Genomic DNA, 19,493 nt, shown 5'->3' on the forward strand with positions numbered 1-19,493 from the left:
CCCGCTCGTGCGGGGGAGGTCTTTCACGCCGGGCCGGTCAGAGGTACAGGCCGGTGGCCTCGGCGGGCGCGGCGGGGACGGCCGGCGCCCGCCCGGAGCGCAGGGCGAACAGCTCGGCCAGCGTGGCCCCCGACGGGCCGACGCCCTCGGAGGAGCCCAGCCACGCGGCGGCCTCCTCGGCGGACAGGCGGCCCGCCTCCACCTGCGACAGGCAGCGTCCCGGCCGTACGACCGCCGGGTGGAGCCGGGCGAGGTCCTCGTTGGTGGTCACGGCCACGAGGACGTCCCTGCCCTGGCCGAGCAGCCCGTCGGTCAGGTTGAGCAGGCGGGACAGTCCCTGGCCGGTGGCCTCCTTGGCCTCGGCGCGGATGAGCTCGTCGCAGTCCTCCAGCACCAGCAGCCGCCAGCGGTGGTTCTCGTCGTCGGAGTCGTACCCGACGGCGACCTCCATCAGGTAGCCGGGGTCGGCGAACAGCCGCTCGGGGTCGAGCACGCAGTCGACCTGGCACCAGGCGGCCCACTCCCTGGCCAGGGCGCGCAGAGCCGTGGTCTTGCCGGTCCCCGGAGGGCCGTGCAGCAGGATCAGCCTGCCGTTGACGTCGGAGGGCGTCACCGCCATGAGGTTCTGGAAGGACTCGCCCGCGCCGCGCGAGTAGTTCGCCCTGATCGCCGGCCAGCGCGGCGCGGTGATCGGGCGCTGGGTGCGGCGGGGCCCGTGGGCGCCCGTCCACCAGAAGCCCATGTCGACGTGGTCGGCGTCCTCGGGAGGCGGCTCGACCGCGTCACGGACGGACTCCTCCAGCACCGAGCGCGCGAGCTCGTCGCTCACCGCGGTCACGGTGAGCACGGCCGAGCGGTTGCGGAACCGCACCACTCTGAGGGTCCAGCCCTCCCCGCACGCCAGGCGCGAGTCACGGCCGTCGTCCTCCCTCGCGGCACGGGTCAGCCGGGCGCGCGCGGGCATCAGGGGGGCGTCGGGACGCACCCTCTCCAGGTTGGTGGAACGTGCCCAGGGCTGGTTCCCGGTGGCGAACGGGGACAGCGCGAGGGCGTCGATGACATCGATCGGCGAGTCGCCGTCGTCGAGCCACACCTTCATGGGCAGGGCTTCGGCGGCGGGGAAACGAACCTCCTCCACAACGGACATATATTCATGATTCAGGCTCATAGCGTGTGGAGTCCACGGATTTTTCTGGGAAGTCGGTTAAATCAATGTGATGTGCTATAGCGACATCGGCAAACCCGTCATGTGCTGATGTGTCCATGGTTATGGTTGGTCGCGCGGATCGGTCCACTGCGAGCCGCAAAGGGCTGGTTTGGGTGCCCTGTGGGAGGACAGTGGTCCATCAGTCCTGAATGCTCGTTCCCCCTGGGAGAAGTTCGTGGCCATCGATCTCGTGACCCGTAAAGACTGGGGCGCCCGCGCGCCGCGTGGCTCCTATACGACGCTGACCTCCACAAAGGGCATCAAGGTCCACTACACAGGTGGCCGCGTGGAACCCGCGACCGTGGACGACCACGCCAAGTGCGTCGCCATGGTGAAATCCATCCAGAGCTTTCACATGGACGGAAACGGCTGGCTCGACATCGGGTACAGCATGGTCGCCTGTAGTCATCGGAAGGTCTTCGTCGGCAGGGGCCCCGGGCACCTGCCCGCCGCCAACGGGCCCGGCCTGAACACCGGCCACTACGCCGTCCTCGGCCTCGTCGGCGACTCCGGCCTCGTGAAGCCGCCCGATGGCATGCTCCACGGCATCCTCGACGCCATCGAGTACCTGCGCGAGAAGGGCGGCGCGGGCAAGGAGATCAAGGGCCACCGCGACGGCTACTCCACCGACTGCCCCGGCGCCGCGCTGTACGCGTGGGTGAAGAATGGGGCCCCGCGCCCCGGCGGCCAGACCGGCCCCACCGACCCGGACCCCGTGGAGCACCCGAAGTTCCCCGGCAGGCCGCTGAAGTACCCGCCCGTCATGCGCGGCGAGGACGTGCGCACCTGGCAGGCCCAGATGGAGAAGCGCGGCTTCACCCTCGACGTGGACGGCGCGTACGGGCCGGCCTCGCGGGACCTGTGCCTGCGGTTCCAGCGGGAGCGGCACCTGGACGCCGACGGCGTGGTCGGCGAGGACACCTGGGACGCCGCCTGGGAGGCCCCCCTCGCCTGAGCGGGCCCGTCAGGGGGTCCCCGAGGTGTCCTTCCCGGTCGGCAGCGCCTACGATCCGTGACATGACGGTGCAGCCTGAGGAGTTCCATCCGGCCGCCGGGTTCCCGCCGGGCACGCGGGACGACTGGCGGCGACTCGCCTTGGGCGTGCTGCGCAGGTCCGGGGCCGAGGTCGGCTCGCCCGAGGAGGCGCTGGCCTTCACGACCTACGACGGCGTGACCCTCCGGCCGCTGTACGACGCCGCCGACCTGCCCGGCGACCCCGGTGTGCCGGGCTTCGCGCCCTACACGCGGGGCGCCCGCCCCGCCGGTGGCGTGGTCTCCGGCTGGGACGTGCGCCAGCGCCACGCCCACCCCGACCCGTCGGTGACCCGCGAGGCCGTGCTGACCGACCTGGAGAACGGCGTCACCTCGGTCTGGCTCGTCCTCGGCGACGGCGGGCTCGATCCCGCCGCGCTGCCCCGGGTCCTGGACGGCGTCTACCTCGACCTCGCCCCCGTCGTGCTCGACGCGGGGGCCCGTACGGGCGAGGCCGCCGAGATCTTCCTGCGCGTCGCGGACGGGCGCGGCATCGCCCCCGCCGGCGGCAACCTCGGCGCCGACCCCCTCGGCCTGAAGGCCAGGACCGGCGCCCCCGCCGCCATGGCCGGGGCCGTCGAGCTCGCCCGGCGCGCCCGCGAGCACCCGTCCATGCGGGCGATCACCGTCGACGCCACCCCGTACCACGACGCGGGCGGCTCCGACGCGGAGGAGCTCGGCTGCTCGATCGCCACCGGGGTCGCCTACCTGCGCGCGCTGACCGACGCCGGCCTGCCGGTGGAGGAGGCGTTCGGGCAGATCGAGTTCCGGTACGCCGCCACGGCCGACCAGTTCCTCACGATCGCGAAGTTCAGAGCCGCGCGCACCCTCTGGTCGCGCGTCGCCGGGGCCTGCGGCGTCCCCGCCCACGGCGGCCAGGTCCAGCACGCGGTCACCTCCTCGGCGATGATGACCGGCCGTGACCCGTGGGTGAACATGCTCCGCACCACGCTCGCCTGCTTCGGAGCCGGCATCGGCGGCGCGGACGCCGTCACCGTGCAGCCCTTCGACGCGCGCCTCGGCCTGCCCGACGCCTTCGCCCGCCGCATCGCCCGCAACACCCAGTCGCTGCTGGTCGAGGAGGCGGGCGTCGCCAGGGTCGCCGACCCGGCCGGCGGCTCCTGGTACGCCGAGCGGCTCACCGCCGACCTGGCGGCCAAGGCCTGGGAGTGGTTCCAGGAGATCGAGCGCGCGGGCGGCGCCGAGGCGGCCCTCGACCGGCTGATCCCCGAGCGGCTCGCCGCCACCTGGGCGCGCCGCTCCGCCGGCATCGCCCGCCGCCGCGACCCGATCACCGGCGTCAGCGAGTTCCCGAACCTCGCCGAGCGGCGTCCCACCCGGTCGCCCGCGCCCGAGCCCACCGGGGGCGGCCTGCCCCGGGTCCACTACGCGCAGGGCTTCGAGGAGCTGCGCGACGCCGCCGACCGGGCGCGGGCCAGGCCGGAGGTCTTCCTGGCGACCATCGGCCCGGTGGCCGCGCACACCGCGCGGGCCTCGTTCGCCGCGAACCTCTTCCAGGCCGGCGGCATCGCCACCGTCGCGGGCGGCCCCGGCACCGATCCGGCCGAGATCGCCGATGCCTTCCGGCGCAGCGGCGCCACGGTCGCCTGCCTGTGCTCCAGCGACAAGCTGTACGCCGAGCACGCGGCGGCGGTCGCGGCCGAGCTCCGGCGGGCGGGGGCGAGAAAGATCTGGCTGGCGGGGAAGGGTGACCATGAGGGCGTGGACGCCAACCTGTACGCCGGCTGCGACGTGCTGGAAGTGCTCCGCGCCACGTTCGACGACCTGGGAGTGACCCCATGATTCCCGACTTCTCAGGGATCCCCCTGAACCCCGGGACGCAGGACGGCGAGCCCGTCCGGGCCGATGTCGGCCGCTGGGCGGAGGCCGTGCGTGACCAGGTGGGCAAGAGCCCGTCCGACCTGACGTGGGACACCCCCGAGGGCATCGGCGTCAAGCCGCTCTACACCGCCGAGGACCTCGACGGCCTCGGCTTCCTGTCGACCTATCCGGGCATCGCGCCGTTCCTGCGCGGTCCCTACCCGACGATGTACGTCAACCAGCCGTGGACCATCCGGCAGTACGCCGGGTTCTCCACCGCCGAGCAGTCGAACGCCTTCTACCGGCGCAACCTGGCCGCCGGGCAGAAGGGCCTGTCGGTCGCCTTCGACCTCGCCACCCACCGGGGCTACGACTCAGACCACCCCCGGGTGGCCGGGGACGTCGGCATGGCGGGCGTGGCGATCGACTCGATCTACGACATGCGGCAGCTCTTCGACGGCATCCCCCTCGACCGCATGAGCGTGTCGATGACCATGAACGGCGCGGTGCTCCCGGTGCTCGCGCTCTACATCGTGGCGGCCGAGGAGCAGGGGGTGGCTCCCGAGCAGCTCGCCGGGACCATCCAGAACGACATCCTCAAGGAGTTCATGGTCCGCAACACCTACATCTACCCGCCCGGGCCGTCCATGCGGATCATCTCGGACATCTTCGCGTACACCTCCGAGCGGATGCCGAAGTTCAACTCCATCTCGATCTCCGGCTACCACATCCAGGAGGCCGGAGCCACGTGCGACCTTGAGCTGGCCTACACGCTGGCCGACGGGGTGGAGTACCTGCGGGCCGGGGTCGGCGCCGGGCTCGGCGTCGACGCGTTCGCGCCGCGCCTGTCGTTCTTCTGGTGCATCGGCATGAACTTCTTCATGGAGGTCGCCAAGCTCCGCGCCGCCCGGCTGCTGTGGGCCAAGCTGGTCAAGGACTTCGGCGCAGAGAACCCCAAGTCGATGTCGCTGCGCACCCACTGCCAGACCTCCGGATGGTCGCTGACCGCGCAGGACGTGTTCAACAACGTCGTCCGCACGTGCGTGGAGGCGATGGCGGCGACGCAGGGGCACACGCAGTCCCTGCACACCAACGCCCTGGACGAGGCGCTGGCCCTGCCCACCGACTTCTCCGCCCGCATCGCCCGCAACACCCAGCTTCTGCTCCAGCAGGAGTCGGGCACCTGCCGGGTGATCGACCCCTGGGGCGGCAGCGCGTACGTCGAGCGGCTCACCTATGAGCTGGCGCGGAAGGCGTGGGGCCACATCCAGGAGGTCGAGCGGGCCGGCGGCATGGCCAAGGCCATCGACGCGGGACTGCCCAAGCTGCGCGTCGAGGAGGCCGCCGCCCGCACCCAGGCGCGCATCGACTCCGGGAGGCAGCCGGTGATCGGCGTCAACAAGTACCGCGCCGGTTCCGACGAGGACATCGAGGTGCTCAAGGTCGACAACACCTCCGTGCGCGCCCAGCAGATCGAGAAGCTGCGCCGCCTCCGGGACGAGCGCGACGAGCAGGCCTGCCGGGACGCGCTCGCCGCCCTCACCCGGGGCGCGGCGGGCGACGGCAACCTCCTGTCCCTGGCCGTCGACGCCGCCCGCGCCAAGGCCACGGTGGGGGAGATCTCCGACGCGCTGGAGGAGGTCTTCGGGCGGCACGCCGGCCAGATCCGTACCATCTCCGGGGTGTACCGCGACGAGGCGGGCGACGCCGCCAACATCGAGAAGGTCAGGGGCGCGTGCGCCGCGTTCGAGCGCGAGGAGGGCCGCAGGCCCCGCATCCTGGTCGCCAAGATCGGCCAGGACGGGCACGACCGGGGACAGAAGGTGATCGCCACGGCCTTCGCCGACCTCGGCTTCGACGTGGACGTGGGCCCGCTGTTCCAGACCCCGGCCGAGGTGGCCCGCCAGGCCGTCGAGGCCGACGTGCACGTGGTCGGCGTCTCCTCGCTCGCGGCCGGTCACCTCGCGCTCGTGCCCGAGCTGCGTGACAGGCTCGCCGCGCTCGGGCGGGACGACATCGTGATCGTCGTGGGCGGGGTGATCCCTCCGGGCGACTTCGACGCGCTGCGCGCCGCCGGCGCCGCCGCGATCTTCCCGCCCGGCACGGTCATCGCCGACGCGGCCCTCGACCTGCTGCGGGACCTCTCCGGCCGGCTGGGTCATGCCACGGCTTGAGGACTACGTCCAAGGCGTGCGGGAGGGCTCCGTCGGGTGGATCGCGCGGGCGATCACGCTGGTGGAGTCCTCGCGCGCCGACCACCGCGAGCTGGCCCAGCGGCTGCTGGTCGAGCTGACCCCCCTGTCCGGCAAGGCCAGGAGGGTGGGCGTCACCGGCGTGCCGGGGGTCGGCAAGTCGACCTTCATCGACGCGCTCGGCGTCCACCTCACCGGGGAGGGGCACCGGGTCGCCGTCCTCGCCGTCGACCCCTCCTCCACCCGCACCGGCGGCAGCATCCTCGGGGACAAGACCCGCATGGGAAGGCTCTCGATCGACCCGAACGCCTACATCCGCCCCTCGCCCACCTCGGGCACCCTGGGCGGCGTCACCAAGGCCACCCGCGAGGCCATGGTGGTCGTCGAGGCGGCCGGGTTCGACACCGTCCTGGTCGAGACCGTGGGCGTCGGCCAGTCGGAGACCGCCGTGGCCGAGATGGTGGACACCTTCCTGCTCCTCACGCTGGCGAGGACCGGCGACCAGCTTCAGGGCATCAAGAAGGGTGTGCTGGAGCTGGCCGACGTCATCGCGGTCAACAAGGCCGACGGCCTCCACGAGATGGACGCGCGCAAGGCCGCCCGTGAGCTGGCGGGCGCGCTGCGGCTCCTGCGGGGGGGCGGCGGGGCGTGGAACACGCCCGTGCTGACCTGCAGCGGGCAGGAGGGCACGGGCCTGTCCGAGTTGTGGCGGCACATCGTCCGCCACCAGGACCTACTGGAGTCCTCGGGCGAGCTGGCCGCCAAGCGCCGCCGCCAGCAGGTCGGCTGGACCTGGACGCTCGTGCGCGACCGGCTGCTCACCCGGCTCAAGGAGAGCCCCGAGGTGGTGGCGATCACGGCCGAGGTGGAGCGCGAGGTGCTGGAGGGCACCCTCACCCCGGCCCTCGCCGCCGACCGCCTCCTCGCCGCCTTCGGACGCGACGGACGGTAGCCGCGCCGGCGGCGGGCGGGCCGATCGGCGCCCTCAGGAGGGAATCGGCTCCCCGCGCAACCTCGTGATCGCCTCCGGTACGGCGCTCAAGGTCTGTTCCCGGCTGCTGTAAGTCAGGAAGAGGGTGTCCTCGCGATTCGCGGGAGGAAATGAGCCGGAATAGCAGAGGTCTGCCTTCGCGAAACCATACGCATCCAGGAGGTCACGCCTGCGGGCGTTCTTCAAGAACACGATTCCTGTGTCCCAGTCGCTTCTGAAGCGCTCTATCGTCAGCATCTTCGCTAAGGGAAGTAAGATGCCCGGTAAACCTTTCCCCCGCCAGCTCGGGTGGACCCAATGCCCACCGTAGTGGGCAACCGCGCCGGAGATGACCGGCGTCTCCGGAGGCAGGACCAGATTCAGCGGCCCGCCCATTCCCGGGGGGAGCGGATCGAACCACAGCCTCATGGAGCTTATGTGCCGGGCGAAATCCGTGGTGTGGATCATCCGCACCGCGATGCACGCGACGGTCTGCCCGCCGCGTTCCCTGACGTCCAACCAGTAGCTGTTACAGGGAGAAACGGGACTGCGTTGGGGGTCGAAAGTAGGATTTATGCCGTCGGCTTGAATTGCCGTCCGCATGTGCCGGACCCAACCTGAGATGTCTTCGTCGTACGCCAGAGTCAGCCCCTGCCGACTGAACCAGCCTTCGGATTCCCTGAGGAACTCGTCCAGCGCCGTGGCGACGGCCACCGACCTACGGCCTATCTCCAGGATCGTGTCGAGCAAGATTTCAACCTCCGAAGTGCTTATGCCGTGGGCTTCGACGGCCTGCCCGGTTCGGGCGGCCGCGGTTGCCGCTTGGGGTTGGACTTCCAAGCCCACGGCAGCGAGCTGATCAACCTTTGGCGAGACACCGTGCCGAGCTCCCGCCTCGGCCCGATGGAGGGCGCGTCCAACGGCCTGTCCAAATGCGGAGCGCGAAGATGGGCATGGAGTGTTTCTGTCCTGCCGGGGATCGCACGGGATCCCGGTACGTGAGGCTGGGCACTCGGCCGCCGGCTGCGCCGTGCCCGACATGGTGTTTCCTGAGATCTTCCGGCCGGCGAGAGCGTGCCGGAATCCTGGCGCCCACCTATTCCATGCATTTCCTGTCGAGAATTATTGATATTTCCTGCGTGCCAGCCGATTTGCCCTCTCGCACTGCGGTTCTGCCTTACCGAAGAATCCGGCAGCATTCTTGTGAATCACTAGTGACCCCTTATCGAGGCGCACTGGCAGCGGAACGAAACCGTGGGAGACACGCGGGCGGATGGGCGTGGGCGCCGAGCGCGTAGAAAGATGCCAGGGGTGGCCGGTCGCGGGCGGCAGGGAGCGTTCGGAGTCAGGCCTGGTCGAGATGGCGGAGCAGGGCGCGGGCGAGCGACGCGGCGTCGTTTCCCGGCGCCGGGTGCACGTTTCCCTCCTGCAGCAGGTCGGCGAGACCGTGCGCCAGCGCCCAGGCGGCCAGCGCGACCGTCCGGTCGGCCGGGCGGAGCAGTTCGTCGGCGGCCCGTTCGCGGGCGGCGAGGAACTCGGGATCGCGGAAGTTGCACAGCTCGGGCGCCCTCATCACCGAGAAGTGCGCGGGATGGGTGGTGGCGAACCGCAGGTAGGCGATGGCCCGCTCGGTGAAACCCGTGCCCCGCACGCGCTCCAGCTCGTCCGCCAGCAGATGGTGGCCCTCCGCCGCGATAGCGGTCAGCAGCCCGCTCCGGCTCCTGAAATGGTGGGCGGGAGCGGCGTGGGACACGTTCGCCCGCCGAGCCAGCTCACGGAGGCTGAGGTCGCCCAGCCCGCCCTCGGCGATGGCCTTGAGAGCGACGTCCACCAGGGCGCGCCGCAGGTCGCCGTGATGGTAGGGCTGCTGCCGGGCCGGGTCGGTCACCCCCCTAATACTAGGGAGGTCCCGTCACCCCCCGTGTGATGTGAGCGCTGCCGCGAGGGAGACGATCTCGATCGTGCCCATGCCGCGTCCACGCCTCTCAGCTCGCCAGGTCGACACCGCTCTCATGGCCCAGTCCGCTGCGGAGGTAGGCGAGAACGGCGAGGACGCGGACGTTGACGTCGGCGCGCCCTTCGGCGTCGGCGAGACCGAGCTTCTGGGAGATGGCGGTGATCCGCTTCTCGACGGTCTTCACGCTGTAGGCCAGGCGTCCGGCGATGGCGACGTTCGAGTAGCCCTCGGCCACCAGCGACAGGACCTGGCGCTCGCCGGGAGTGAGGCGGTGGAGGAGATCGACGGTGCGCCGGCGCTCCACCAGCCGTCCGACGACTTCCGGATCGATGACGACATGGCCATGGGCGATGCGGTCGATCGCTTCGAGGAGGGCACGCGCGTCCGGGACCCGGTCCTTGATCAGGTACCCGACGGCACGGTGCGCGGTCGACAGCAGCCGCATGGCGTACGCGGTCTCCGCGTAGTGGGACAGGATCAGCAGCCCTATGCGGGGATACCGGGCTCGGAGGATCTCGGCCACACGCAGCCCCTCGTCCCGCTGCCCGGGCGGAAGGCGGATGTCGAGGATGACGAGGTCAGGGGGGGCGTTGTCGACCAGACGCATCAACTCTTCCACGGTGGCGGCCTGGCCGGTGACCGTGAGCCCGTTCTCGCTGAGCAACTCGCTGAGGACCTGGCGGAACAGGCCGGAGTCTTCGGCGATCATTATGCGCATGGCAGCTCCACTATCACTCGCGTTCCCCCGGCGACGGGGCTTTCCAGCCGAAGGACGCCGGACAGCGCTTTGACCCGCTCGCCCAGTCCACGCAAGCCCGAGCCCTTGGTGGCGTCGGCGCCGCCGACGCCGTCGTCGGTGACCTCGATCGACAGGCGCCGGTCGCGCCGCTCGACTTCGACCTCCGCCCGCGTGGCGTTGGCATGCTTGTACGTGTTGCTCAGCGCCTCGGCGATGATGAAATAGGCTGACTGTTCGACCTGTCGCGGCCAGCGCGCCGCAGGGACCCTCACCGTCACCGGGATGGGTGCGCGCTCGGCCAGTTCGTCCAGGGCGACGCTCAGCGTCTGCTCGGCGAGGGCCGCGGGATAGATCCCCCACGCGGTCTCGCGCAGCTCCCTGACGACCTCGGCGAGCTGCGCGGCGGCGTCGGAGAGCCGCGGGTCGGCCGGGTCTCCCGGTGCCCTGTTCGCCGACCGCCGGACCATGATGGAGATCGCCAGCAGCCTGTGCTGCACCCCGTCATGGAGATCCCGCTGGATGCGGCGGCGCTCGGCGTCGACCGCACCGACGCGGCGGGCATCTGAGACCCGGACCTCGTCAAGCGCCCTGTGAAGCTCCTCGCTCAGGCGGGCGTTGTCGAGGGCCAGCCGCGCGGCCGCGACCGCCGCGCGCGAGGCTCGCGCGTGAACGACGCCGATGACGAGGGCGGACGCGGCGACGAGCAGGATCATTGATATGATCATGAATCGCCCCGTCGAGCCGGCCGTGTGGGGAGCACCCAGGCCGCTCCAGATCGGGCTGTCATGCGACGGAGTCTCCGCGAGCCGCCTAGTCGCTCACTTAAGACGCGGCTTGTCCCCCGGCCCCCGGACGGCGGCTGGATCTCCCGGACTGGTCGTCGGGATATCCCTCAGCGGGTATAGGGCATCCCCCCTTGGCGTTCCTGGCGCGGAAAACGAGGCTGTGCATCGTAGATAGGGCGGGACCGAAACCGTCCGAAGAACACCGAAAGGAGTCGATGACAATGGACACTCAGCGCGAGACCATCGTCGCGGTCGTGGAGAGCATGGTCGTCGAGGAGGCGGAGTTCGTCCCCGCTCTTCTCCAGGACTGCTGACCGCTACCCGGTCGAACCGCGGGGCCCTGCCGTCGCAAGGCGGTCCGGGGCCCCGCCCTCCTTCGGACGCCATGCGGGCGTGCATCCGCCCCCGGGAGAAGAGCAAAATGGAACTGACGGTTTCTCCATCACTGAGGTTGCTACCGCCATCGGACCTCACGGCCGGCTGCTGGTACGCGGAGGATTCGGCCGAACCCAAACGCTGGCGCATCGAGCTTCCCGCCGCTGCCTGCCTTCTGATGTGTTTCGCGGGCAGGGATCGTGAGACCCTGGCCGGCGACGTCGCGTCGAAGACCGGAATAGGCCGGGCAGAGGCCGACAGGCTGATCGAGACCCTGCTCGGCATCGGTTTGATCAGGGACGCCGCCGCTCCGGCCGCCGAGCGGCAGGAACGCTTCGACAGAGTTCAGCGTCAATGGAGCGAGTACGGCTGGGTCGAGGCCGCGGAATACCACGCCGGCACATATGACTACCCCTTCCTGGACTACGCCGAAGGGGGCCGGATAATCGACACCGCGCGAATGCGGCAGTACGTCGAGCAGGAGCCGGACGACATCCGGTACAAATACTACGACGGCGCGCCTCGGCTGGATCTTCCCACCCCGTCGCCCGAACTGGCTCCCGGCTCTCTGGCCGACGCCCTCATGCCGGCTCCCCATCGCGCGCTCGACAAGGACGGCCTGTTCGCGATCCTCTCGCTCACCTTCGGTGAGATAGGGAAGATCCAGAACGGACGCTGGCAGCGTGTCCCCATGATGCGCCGGACAAGCCCCTCGGGAGGGGCGCGGCATCCCTGTGAGGGGTACGTCATCGTGTTCGACGTCCCAGGAGTCGAACCGGGGACCTACCACGTCCTGCCGGAGGGCCCTGGGCTGGAGACCGTACGCACGGACGTCCCGAGCCCGGTGGAACTCGCCAGGATGTTCCCCGTGGAGTACCACCGGCTCGAACACGCCTTCTCCGCCGTCATCGTGCTCTCCTGCGTCTTCTCCCGGAACATGTATCGATATCGAGAGCCGAGGACGTTCCGCACCGTTCACAACGACGTGGGTCATCTCGCCGGCACCGCCGCGATGGTGGCGACGTCCATGGGTGTGCGCTCCTTCGTGGAGTACATAGGGAACGACGTCGAGATCGAACGGTTCCTCGGGCTCGACGGACTCTCCGAGGGATTCATGCTGACCATCTCCCTGACGACTCCCGACGTCAGCCCGCAGGCGAAGAACGAGCGCATGGACCTCCTCGCCCTGAGCAGGAGCGAGCTCGCCGAAGGAGGCCGGCAGTGACCGAGAACTCTGTGGTGACACCCGACGGGCAGGAGCTCTGGCTCCCGCTTGTCGCCATTCGTCCGGGCCACGAGCCCGGACGTGCCGTCATCAGCGACCCGATCAATCACCGGCGGGCCTCTGTCGACGCCGAGAGCCTGGTCAACGCCCTGCTTCCCTCGCCCGGCCGGCCGGAAGACGCGGATCGCGCCGAGAGGCTCACCGCCGAGTTCGAACGGCGGGGCTGGCTGCCCGCCGGTGAGCTCGCACCGGACCGGCTCGCCCTGCTGCGGCGCTGGTGGGCGCGTGGGTGGCACCCGTCGCTGAGCTACTACCTGTGGTCCCGGCATCACAACTTCAGGGACAAAGAGGATCCGCAAGCAGTCGTCCGGCGTTCGGCGTTGGGCGAATACCTGCGGAAGGGGGCGCCCGCGCCCCGGGTGAAGCCGGAAGGGGTCCGCGTCCCGCTGCCCGCCCCACCGGCGCCGCCCGCGGACCACGCGATCGGGCGACTGCTCATGGCCCGCCGTACGGTGCGAGGCTATTCGCCGGACCCTGTGGGCATCGACAAGCTGAGCGGTGTCCTGCGGCACGGACTCGACGACATCCGCGTGCTTCGGGAGCTGCCGAAGGACGAGCCGCTGAACTGGCTGCGGTCACACGGATCCCCGTACGACTTCTACGTCGTCAACTACGCCGCCGAGGGGCTGGATCCCGGCGTCTATCACTACTCGCTGGACGAGCATGCCCTCACCACCGTCGCGCGTGGCGACTACCGGGCGGAGATGGTGAAGATCCTCGTGGGGATGCGCGCGCCGGAGACGGCCTCGTGGACCTTGGTGATGGTCGCGGACTTCCAGCAGTACCAGTGGCGGTACCGCCACGAGAGAGCGCTCCGGCACATCTACATGGGGGCGGGGCGGATCGCGCAGCGCCTCATCCTGGTCGGCTCCGCCTTCGGCCTCGGATCGCTGCCCACTCCCGCGACCCGCGACCAGGACACCTGCGACCTCCTCCGCCTCGACCCCGTCCGCCAGACCCCCGTCTACACGCTGACCATGGGGCCGGCCCGCCTCTCAGGAGACAAGGATGACTGAGACCACCGTCCGGCTGCAGGCGAGCTGGACATGGAAAGAGGAGGGGGACGACGTCGTGGTGTCGTCCCCCCTCCACCCGAAGCGGCTGCGGGTCCGGGACGGGGACCGGTCGGCCCGGCTCGTCCTGCGCCGGCTGAGTGAGGGCGTGCTCGTTCCGGACGGGTGTGAGGTCGGCGAGTCCTTCACCGAAGTGGAAGGACCGTTCGCGTCGGCGCTCCTTGGGCGGCTGGAGGAACTGGGCGCGGTCGTGCGGCGGGTGTCCGGCGACGACGTCATGGCACTGTCCGGAAAGGACCTCTACGACCGGCAGATCCGGTTCATGAGCTACTTCGAGACCGAAGCGATCTCCGGCATCCAGATGAACCGCAGGCTCCAGGACGCCTGCGTGATGGTGCTGGGCATGGGCGGGCTCGGCGGCTGGATAGCACTTCTGCTGGCCAGACTGGGCGTGCGGCGCATCGTCGGCGTGGATCCCGACCGCATCGAACTCAGCAACCTCCACCGGCAGGCCCTGTACGGGCTCTCTGACGTGGGGCGTCTCAAGGTCGAGGCGGCGGAGTCCGCGCTGCGGGCGGCCGACCCCGATATCCAGTACACGGGGCTGGACCTGTGGATCAACGAGCCCGACGATCTCATTCCGTTCCTCGACGGTGTGGATCTCGTCATCAACGCGTTCCCGTACCTGCCCTCGTTCGGTAACGCGCCCGGAGCGGCGGCCGAAGCGGCCCTCGTCGCCGGCGTCCCGGCCCTGAACATGCCCATCACGCATGGCGTCGGGCCGCTGACCGTGCCGGGCGAGACGGCATGCGTCCGCTGCGCGTGGCCGATGCTGCTCTCCGACTACCGCGTCGGCGAGGACAACTCCGTGTCCAACCCGCTGTGGGCGGGCAAGGGGTTCCTCGCGGCGCTCGCGCCGCGTCAGGCCATCTCCGCCGGCGTCGCGGTCTGGGAGGCCACGCGGTTCCTCAGCGGCATGGACCACGCGCGCACCCTTGACGGCCTGGCCGTCTTCGACGTGGCGGACTACGGCGGCCACAGGTTCGTGGAGGTGGAAAGGAAGCCGGACTGCGAGCTGTGCGGCACAGCGGTCCTGAAGCGGGACCGGCGGCCCGCGGTGCCCGAGTGGAGCGAGTCGTGAGCGACGCCGGAACGGATGTCGTCCCGCAGGCCGATCCCATCGACGTCGTACTGGCGCGCGACGGGATCTACCGGTCCAGCGCGGAGGAGATGCCGCTCAGCCGTGCCGAGCTGATCTGGCGGGCGGTGCGGTCGCAGCGCGAGACGAACGACGCCTACGACCGCTACTGCGTACGCCAGGGCCTGCCCGACCGGGATGATCCGGAGCTCCCTCTCGATCGCGTGCCCCTGTTGCCCACGGTCCTGTTCAAGCGTGATCCCGCGCTCGTGCTTTCCAAGGGAGGGACTCCGCCGCTGACGGACACGACCAGCAGCGGCACCCTCGGCAGCATCTCCACCGTCCCGCGGTGCGACGCCACGCTGATGCGATTCTTCGGGACGGTGGCCATCGGCGACCGCGAGATCCTCGGTTCCGAGACGTTCGACCGGGCGGTGTTCAACGTGGGTCCCACGATCCACGACACTCCCAACCTCTGGATCGCCATGGTGATGGCCGGCGTCGGCGTCATCATGCCCAGCCGTTCCTACCTGGACGAAGACCGCCTGCTGGCCGAGGAGCTCGCGCGGGACCTGCATCGGGACGGCCGGGACCGCAACGTCCTGCTGGTGGGCCCGCCGCCGCTCCTGCTCGACCTGGCCCGGGTCGCCGCGCACGACACCCGCCTGCGGCTCGGGCCAGGCTCCCAGGTGCTGACGATAGGCGGCTGGAAACGGCGCAGCGGGGAGATGGTGGAGAAGGCGGCCTTCCGGAGCCTGATGGCCGACGCGTTCGGGCTGGAGCGCGACGACCAGGTGCGCGACACCTACAACATGGTGGAGCTGAACTCGGTGCTGTTCGAGTGCGCGCACCACGCCCTCCATGTGCCGCCCTGGCTGGCGGCGATGGCCCGGGATCCGCGGACGCTCGCCGTCCAGCCGTCGGAGGCCGGCGGCCTGCTGTCGTTCCTCGACCCGACCGCTGTCAGCTATCCGTGCTTCATCCTCACCGACGACTTCGGCTCCGTGACGTACGACGCGCACTGCGCCTGCGGGATAGCCGGCGACACGGTGACGATCGAACGCAGGGTCAACCGGGTCGAAAGCCGTGGATGCGCGCTCAAGCTCGATGTGGAAGGACGAAGCTCGTGAACGACGAGACGCACGTCTTCGAGGTCGAGGGGGATCCGGTCACGATAACGGTCGACGCTCCCGCCGGGCCCGAACGCGGCACGGTGATGATGCTCGCCCCCTTCGGGATGAACTCCGACTCCCTCTTCGCCCCCGCTTACGTAATGGCCCACAACGGGCTCCGGGTGCTGCGTGTGGATCCTCGCAACGCGCCCAACGGCACGGCCGGGGCGGTGCGGGGACTGAGGCTGTCCCGCCTGTCGCGCGACGTCGGGGAGGCCATGGACCGCTTCGCGCCCGACGCCCTGTTCGCGATGAGCCTGTCGGTGCCCGCAGCCGTCAGGGCTCTGCGCGGCCGCGGCGACGTGCGCGCCGCCAGCTTCGTCGTACCGGTGGTCAATGTACGTGCGACCGTGCGGGCCGTGTGCGAGGAGGACTGGTTCGACCGCGCCGAATCGGACTCCGAGACGGAGACCGTGCAGGTGCTCGGGCACACGATCGACATCGACCTGGTGCGCGACGGCCGCCGGCACCGATTCGAGACTCCTGACGACACCCGTCGTGACCTCGCCGACGTGCCCGCCAGGGTCTCCTTCGTCGCCGGTGATCGCGATCCTTGGGTGGACATCGCCGAGGTACGCGCAGTGGCGGCCTCCACCGGCGCCGACGTCGCCGAGATTCCGGCTGCGGGCCACCTGCTCTATCGCAACCCGGTCCTGGCGATGCGGTTCTTCGAGCGAGCCGCCGGATACCTGCTCGACGTCATCGCCCCGGACGCGCCTCCTGTGGCCGTCCCCCCTTTCAACGAGATCGTCAGAACGCTCCAGAGGACGCGGCGCGCGCTGCGGACATCGGACGCGCCGGCCGACGGCGGCGCCCCCGAACGCGCCGGCTCTGCGGCCTGAAGACCGGAGGCGAGTCACCGCGATGAACTACGAGACGCTGGACATCCCCATGATCCTCAATGGGGAACTGATCCACCCCGACCAGGCGGACGAGGTGCGGGTGCTGACCTACGAGTCGGGTGTACGGGTACGGACTCCTCGTCCGTCACACGAGCACGTCGCCCAGGTCGCGGGAGCCCGTCAGACCATCGGCCGCCGCCTGGCCGCCCTGAGCACCGACGAGATCACCTGCTTCCTCGGTGCCGTGAGCGACGAATGGTTGTCCGGACAGTCGGAGGGACGCCGTTTCGCCGAGAAGTACGGCCACCGGGTCACCGGATACGCGCCCGGCATGATGACCGAGGACTACATGACCATCGGCCACTTCATGAACCAGAGGTTCCACACCTACGATCAGATCGCCGCGGAGTTCGGCAACGAATGGATCCTCGACGAGTGGGTGCCGCACCAGCTCTGCCACATCAGGGCCTTCCCTCGAGGGCTGGTCGTCCAGTACCTCGTCGGCAACCTGCCGCTCTCCTCCCTGTACAGCCTGCTGCGCGGGGTCATCACCCGCAACCTGACGCTGGCGAAGCTGCCGTCGCGCGACCCCGTGAGCGCCTACGGGCTCGTCCGGACGATGCTCGAAGTGGACCCCGGCCATCCGGTCAGCCAGTCGCTGTCCCTGTTCTACTGGCCCCAGGACGACCCGATCGGTGACCTCGCCCTGAAGGAGGCCGACTCGGCCTGCGTCTGGGGAGGCGCGTCGGCGGTCGAGTACGTCAAACGCCACGTGCGCGAGGGCGTGCCTGTGGCCGAGTTCGGGCCCAAGTGGAGCGCGGCGGCGATCGATCTCACCGCCTGCGATCCCGACGAGGCGGCCTACCGGCTGGTCGAGGACGCCTGCTTCTACGACCAGGAGGCGTGCTTCAACACCCAGCGCGTCTACGTGCGCGGCGACATGACCGAGTTCGTCGACCGGCTCGCCGTCCACCTGGAGCGTTTCTCCGCCCGTTTTCCGCTGGGGGGGGCCAACCGCGACGCGCTCGCCCATCGCTCGGCCACCACACTGGAGGCCGGCTACCTCGGTCTGGCGACGCGGTCCGGGCACGATTGGGCGATCATCGTCGCGGATGGCGACGAACCCTCCGCGCACCCGTTGACACGCACGCTCATCCTCCATCCGGTGCGGCAGTGGGAAGAGGTCACCCAGCTGCTCGACGCGCGCTCGCAGACCATGAGCATCTTCCCGCCCGAGCTGTCACGGGAATACGGGACCCAGTGGGCCGCCGCGGGCGCGGACCGGATCACCGACCTGGGCTGGGCGCGCATGCCCCGGGCCGGTTGGACGCACGACGGGGTCTACGGCATGCATTCCATGGTGCGCCTTGTGGTGGTGGAGCGTCCACGGGAGGAGTTCGGCAAGTACTACCCCCGCCCGGAGGACTACTCCGGCTGGCAGCGCAAGCACTTCGCGGGTGAGCAGTGGTGGGCCACCCCCTGGTTCATGCGCGGCGGATCCCCCGCGGTACAGGAGACGGCCGGCGAGGTTTCGAGCCTGTGAGCGAGCCGCTGTCCGAGGAGCGAACCCTGCCCGCCGTCCAGCTCGATCCGCACGGCGGTCAGGACCGTCCGGTCACCATCGGCGTCGCCGCCGGCGGGACCGTGAGCCTGACGCCCGGCCCGTGGACGCCCGGCGAGGAGGTCGCGCACTGGGTGATCCCCGGTGTGGCCGACGCCCACGTGCACGTCACCGGAATGCCCCAGGAAGCGGCCGCCGGCTTCACGGCGGCAGGCGTGCTCACGGTGCGCGACCTCGGGGGCAAGGTCGCGCACACACGCGCCTGGGGCGGCGCCGAGGGGCCGCACGTCGTGTCGTTCGGCGGGCAACTCGACCAGGCGCCTTTGCACCCGCACCTGTCGCCCGCGCTGGGCGCGACGGGGATCCGGCACTTCGGGGAGATCGCCGAGCATGTCAGCGACCTGACCGCCGGCGGGGCGGCGGGCATGAAGCTCTATTACGGTTTCCCCCCCGAACTCGTCGAGCCGGCCGTACGCGCCGCCCACGAGGCCGGACTGCGGGTCGCCTGCCATCTGGGCACCGGTACCCTTCCCGGGTTCTCCCGGATCGGCGCGGCCAGGGCCGTCGAGGCGGGCGTCGACTCGATCGAGCACATCCACTCCCTCACGGCTGATCTCCTGCCACCGGACCTGCTCGACGCGTTCCTGCGCGACATCATCGACACCATCGGAGCGGCTTTCGGACGCGTCTTCACCGCCTGGTCTCGGATCGACGTGGACGGGGACGGCGCGCGGCGGTTGATCGACGCGTTCCTGAGGCGAGGGGCCGTGCTCGTCCCCACGCTTGCGCCGTTCGCCCTGATGGCCACCGAGGAGGCGGGCACAGGGCTCGTCGGGATCTTCAGCCGCCAGCGCGAAGTGGACCGGCACGTCCTCGACGCCGGGAAGGCCGCGATGCTGGAGATGGTGAAGGTCATGCACGAGGCCGGCGTCGCCGTCGCACTCGGCACCGACAGTGCCCACGGAACCGGGGTCGCGCCGGGCGGGAGCACGGCGCACGAGATCCGGCTGCTGATGGAGGCGGGACTGGGGGAGCGCGAGGTCCTGCGCATGACCTGCCCGTCGTCCGCCGTCGCGGACCGGCTCGGCCTGCCTGGGACGGGGTCCTGGACCGGGACGGACAAGAGCTTCGTCGTCCTGAGCGGACGGACCCTGCGTGAGGCGGTTCTCGCGTGGAACGTCGCCATGGTGGTCAGAGCGGGGCACATCGTCAACCTCGCGCCGGACGCGCCATTCGTCACGGTGTCGCCTCGTCCCTGAACCCGGTCGCCCTCGTGCCCTTTGAGCGTCTCCCGATTTTCAACCGGATTTAGGCTTGTTAAGTCCCGGGGTGAGTGAGCCCAAGTGTCTCACTAGGACCCCGGGCGAGCCTGGATTCGAGGGTTGGCGGAGTCTCCGTATATGC

General features: G+C 70.3%; 16 protein-coding genes. 11 read left to right on the forward strand and 5 right to left on the reverse strand.

Annotation, left to right across the window (positions count from 1 at the left end):
- Window positions 1–37: 37 nt before the first annotated feature.
- On the reverse strand, window positions 38–1,147 hold the full coding sequence (locus ACGFIV_RS15450; RefSeq protein ID WP_358561820.1) for a DUF5925 domain-containing protein: 1,110 nt from the start codon (window positions 1,145–1,147) through the stop codon (window positions 38–40).
- Window positions 1,148–1,382: 235 nt separating this feature from the next.
- Here ACGFIV_RS15450 and ACGFIV_RS15455 point away from each other — a divergent pair, with 235 nt between their 5' ends.
- From ACGFIV_RS15455 to meaB, 4 genes are all read left to right on the forward strand, one after another.
- Window positions 1,383–2,162 carry an N-acetylmuramoyl-L-alanine amidase gene (locus ACGFIV_RS15455; RefSeq protein WP_392835273.1) on the forward strand — a complete coding sequence of 260 codons (780 nt, stop codon included), beginning with the start codon at window positions 1,383–1,385 and terminating at the stop codon, window positions 2,160–2,162.
- 62 nt (window positions 2,163–2,224) lie between these two features.
- Window positions 2,225–4,042, forward strand: coding sequence for a methylmalonyl-CoA mutase family protein (locus ACGFIV_RS15460; protein WP_392835275.1), 1,818 nt, complete (start codon window positions 2,225–2,227; stop codon window positions 4,040–4,042).
- On the forward strand, window positions 4,039–6,234 hold the full coding sequence (scpA, locus tag ACGFIV_RS15465; protein ID WP_392835278.1) for a methylmalonyl-CoA mutase: 2,196 nt from the start codon (window positions 4,039–4,041) through the stop codon (window positions 6,232–6,234). Before ACGFIV_RS15460 ends, scpA begins: the two co-directional genes overlap by 4 nt.
- Window positions 6,221–7,204, forward strand: a complete 984-nt coding sequence (gene meaB / locus ACGFIV_RS15470) for a methylmalonyl Co-A mutase-associated GTPase MeaB (protein WP_358561431.1) — start codon at window positions 6,221–6,223, stop codon at window positions 7,202–7,204. The genes scpA and meaB overlap by 14 nt, the downstream gene beginning before the upstream one ends.
- 33 nt (window positions 7,205–7,237) lie before the next feature.
- On the opposite strand, the gene ACGFIV_RS15475 is transcribed toward meaB, so the two are convergent.
- From ACGFIV_RS15475 to ACGFIV_RS15490, 4 genes are all read right to left on the reverse strand, one after another.
- A complete protein-coding gene (locus tag ACGFIV_RS15475) occupies window positions 7,238–7,972 on the reverse strand; it encodes a hypothetical protein (RefSeq protein WP_392835281.1) in 735 nt (244 codons plus the stop codon).
- Between the two features lie 595 nt (window positions 7,973–8,567).
- A complete protein-coding gene (locus tag ACGFIV_RS15480) occupies window positions 8,568–9,110 on the reverse strand; it encodes a helix-turn-helix domain-containing protein (protein ID WP_358558198.1) in 543 nt (180 codons plus the stop codon).
- Window positions 9,111–9,207: 97 nt separating this feature from the next.
- A complete protein-coding gene (locus ACGFIV_RS15485) occupies window positions 9,208–9,897 on the reverse strand; it encodes a response regulator transcription factor (protein ID WP_358558200.1) in 690 nt (229 codons plus the stop codon).
- On the reverse strand, window positions 9,888–10,631 hold the full coding sequence (locus ACGFIV_RS15490; protein WP_358558203.1) for a histidine kinase: 744 nt from the start codon (window positions 10,629–10,631) through the stop codon (window positions 9,888–9,890). Before ACGFIV_RS15490 ends, ACGFIV_RS15485 begins: the two co-directional genes overlap by 10 nt.
- 493 nt (window positions 10,632–11,124) lie before the next feature.
- On the opposite strand from ACGFIV_RS15490, the gene ACGFIV_RS15495 reads away from it, so the two are divergent.
- Genes ACGFIV_RS15495 through ACGFIV_RS15525 form a run of 7 tightly spaced genes read left to right on the forward strand, consistent with a single transcriptional unit; the run spans window position 11,125 to window position 19,348 of the window.
- The gene (locus tag ACGFIV_RS15495) at window positions 11,125–12,303 is read left to right on the forward strand and encodes a SagB/ThcOx family dehydrogenase (RefSeq protein WP_392835287.1); all 1,179 of its coding nucleotides are present in this window, start codon (window positions 11,125–11,127) and stop codon (window positions 12,301–12,303) included.
- Window positions 12,300–13,379: a SagB/ThcOx family dehydrogenase gene (locus tag ACGFIV_RS15500; RefSeq protein WP_358558208.1), complete on the forward strand. Its 1,080-nt coding sequence runs from the start codon at window positions 12,300–12,302 to the stop codon at window positions 13,377–13,379. Before ACGFIV_RS15495 ends, ACGFIV_RS15500 begins: the two co-directional genes overlap by 4 nt.
- Window positions 13,372–14,517, forward strand: coding sequence for a ThiF family adenylyltransferase (locus ACGFIV_RS15505; protein WP_358558211.1), 1,146 nt, complete (start codon window positions 13,372–13,374; stop codon window positions 14,515–14,517). The genes ACGFIV_RS15500 and ACGFIV_RS15505 overlap by 8 nt, the downstream gene beginning before the upstream one ends.
- Window positions 14,514–15,644, forward strand: coding sequence for a hypothetical protein (locus tag ACGFIV_RS15510; RefSeq protein WP_358558214.1), 1,131 nt, complete (start codon window positions 14,514–14,516; stop codon window positions 15,642–15,644). The genes ACGFIV_RS15505 and ACGFIV_RS15510 overlap by 4 nt, the downstream gene beginning before the upstream one ends.
- The gene (locus ACGFIV_RS15515) at window positions 15,641–16,528 is read left to right on the forward strand and encodes a hypothetical protein (protein ID WP_358558217.1); all 888 of its coding nucleotides are present in this window, start codon (window positions 15,641–15,643) and stop codon (window positions 16,526–16,528) included. Before ACGFIV_RS15510 ends, ACGFIV_RS15515 begins: the two co-directional genes overlap by 4 nt.
- Before the next feature lie 22 nt (window positions 16,529–16,550).
- Window positions 16,551–18,071, forward strand: coding sequence for an acyl-CoA reductase (locus tag ACGFIV_RS15520; protein WP_358558220.1), 1,521 nt, complete (start codon window positions 16,551–16,553; stop codon window positions 18,069–18,071).
- Window positions 18,068–19,348, forward strand: a complete 1,281-nt coding sequence (locus ACGFIV_RS15525) for a hypothetical protein (RefSeq protein ID WP_392835294.1) — start codon at window positions 18,068–18,070, stop codon at window positions 19,346–19,348. Before ACGFIV_RS15520 ends, ACGFIV_RS15525 begins: the two co-directional genes overlap by 4 nt.
- Window positions 19,349–19,493 lie beyond the last annotated feature (145 nt).

The organism is Sphaerisporangium sp. NPDC049003 (assembly GCF_043197795.1).
Taxonomy (GTDB): domain Bacteria; phylum Actinomycetota; class Actinomycetes; order Streptosporangiales; family Streptosporangiaceae; genus Sphaerisporangium.

Coding starts and splice junctions, on each gene's coding strand:
- ACGFIV_RS15505 (WP_358558211.1), top strand. CDS start 13,372: ATGACTGAGACCACCGTCCGGCTGCAGGCGAGCTGGACATGGAAAGAG.
- ACGFIV_RS15520 (WP_358558220.1), top strand. CDS start 16,551: ATGAACTACGAGACGCTGGACATCCCCATGATCCTCAATGGGGAACTG.
- ACGFIV_RS15460 (WP_392835275.1), top strand. CDS start 2,225: ATGACGGTGCAGCCTGAGGAGTTCCATCCGGCCGCCGGGTTCCCGCCG.
- ACGFIV_RS15485 (WP_358558200.1), bottom strand. CDS start 9,897: ATGCGCATAATGATCGCCGAAGACTCCGGCCTGTTCCGCCAGGTCCTC.
- meaB (WP_358561431.1), top strand. CDS start 6,221: ATGCCACGGCTTGAGGACTACGTCCAAGGCGTGCGGGAGGGCTCCGTC.
- scpA (WP_392835278.1), top strand. CDS start 4,039: ATGATTCCCGACTTCTCAGGGATCCCCCTGAACCCCGGGACGCAGGAC.
- ACGFIV_RS15450 (WP_358561820.1), bottom strand. CDS start 1,147: ATGTCCGTTGTGGAGGAGGTTCGTTTCCCCGCCGCCGAAGCCCTGCCC.
- ACGFIV_RS15490 (WP_358558203.1), bottom strand. CDS start 10,631: ATGATCCTGCTCGTCGCCGCGTCCGCCCTCGTCATCGGCGTCGTTCAC.
- ACGFIV_RS15495 (WP_392835287.1), top strand. CDS start 11,125: ATGGAACTGACGGTTTCTCCATCACTGAGGTTGCTACCGCCATCGGAC.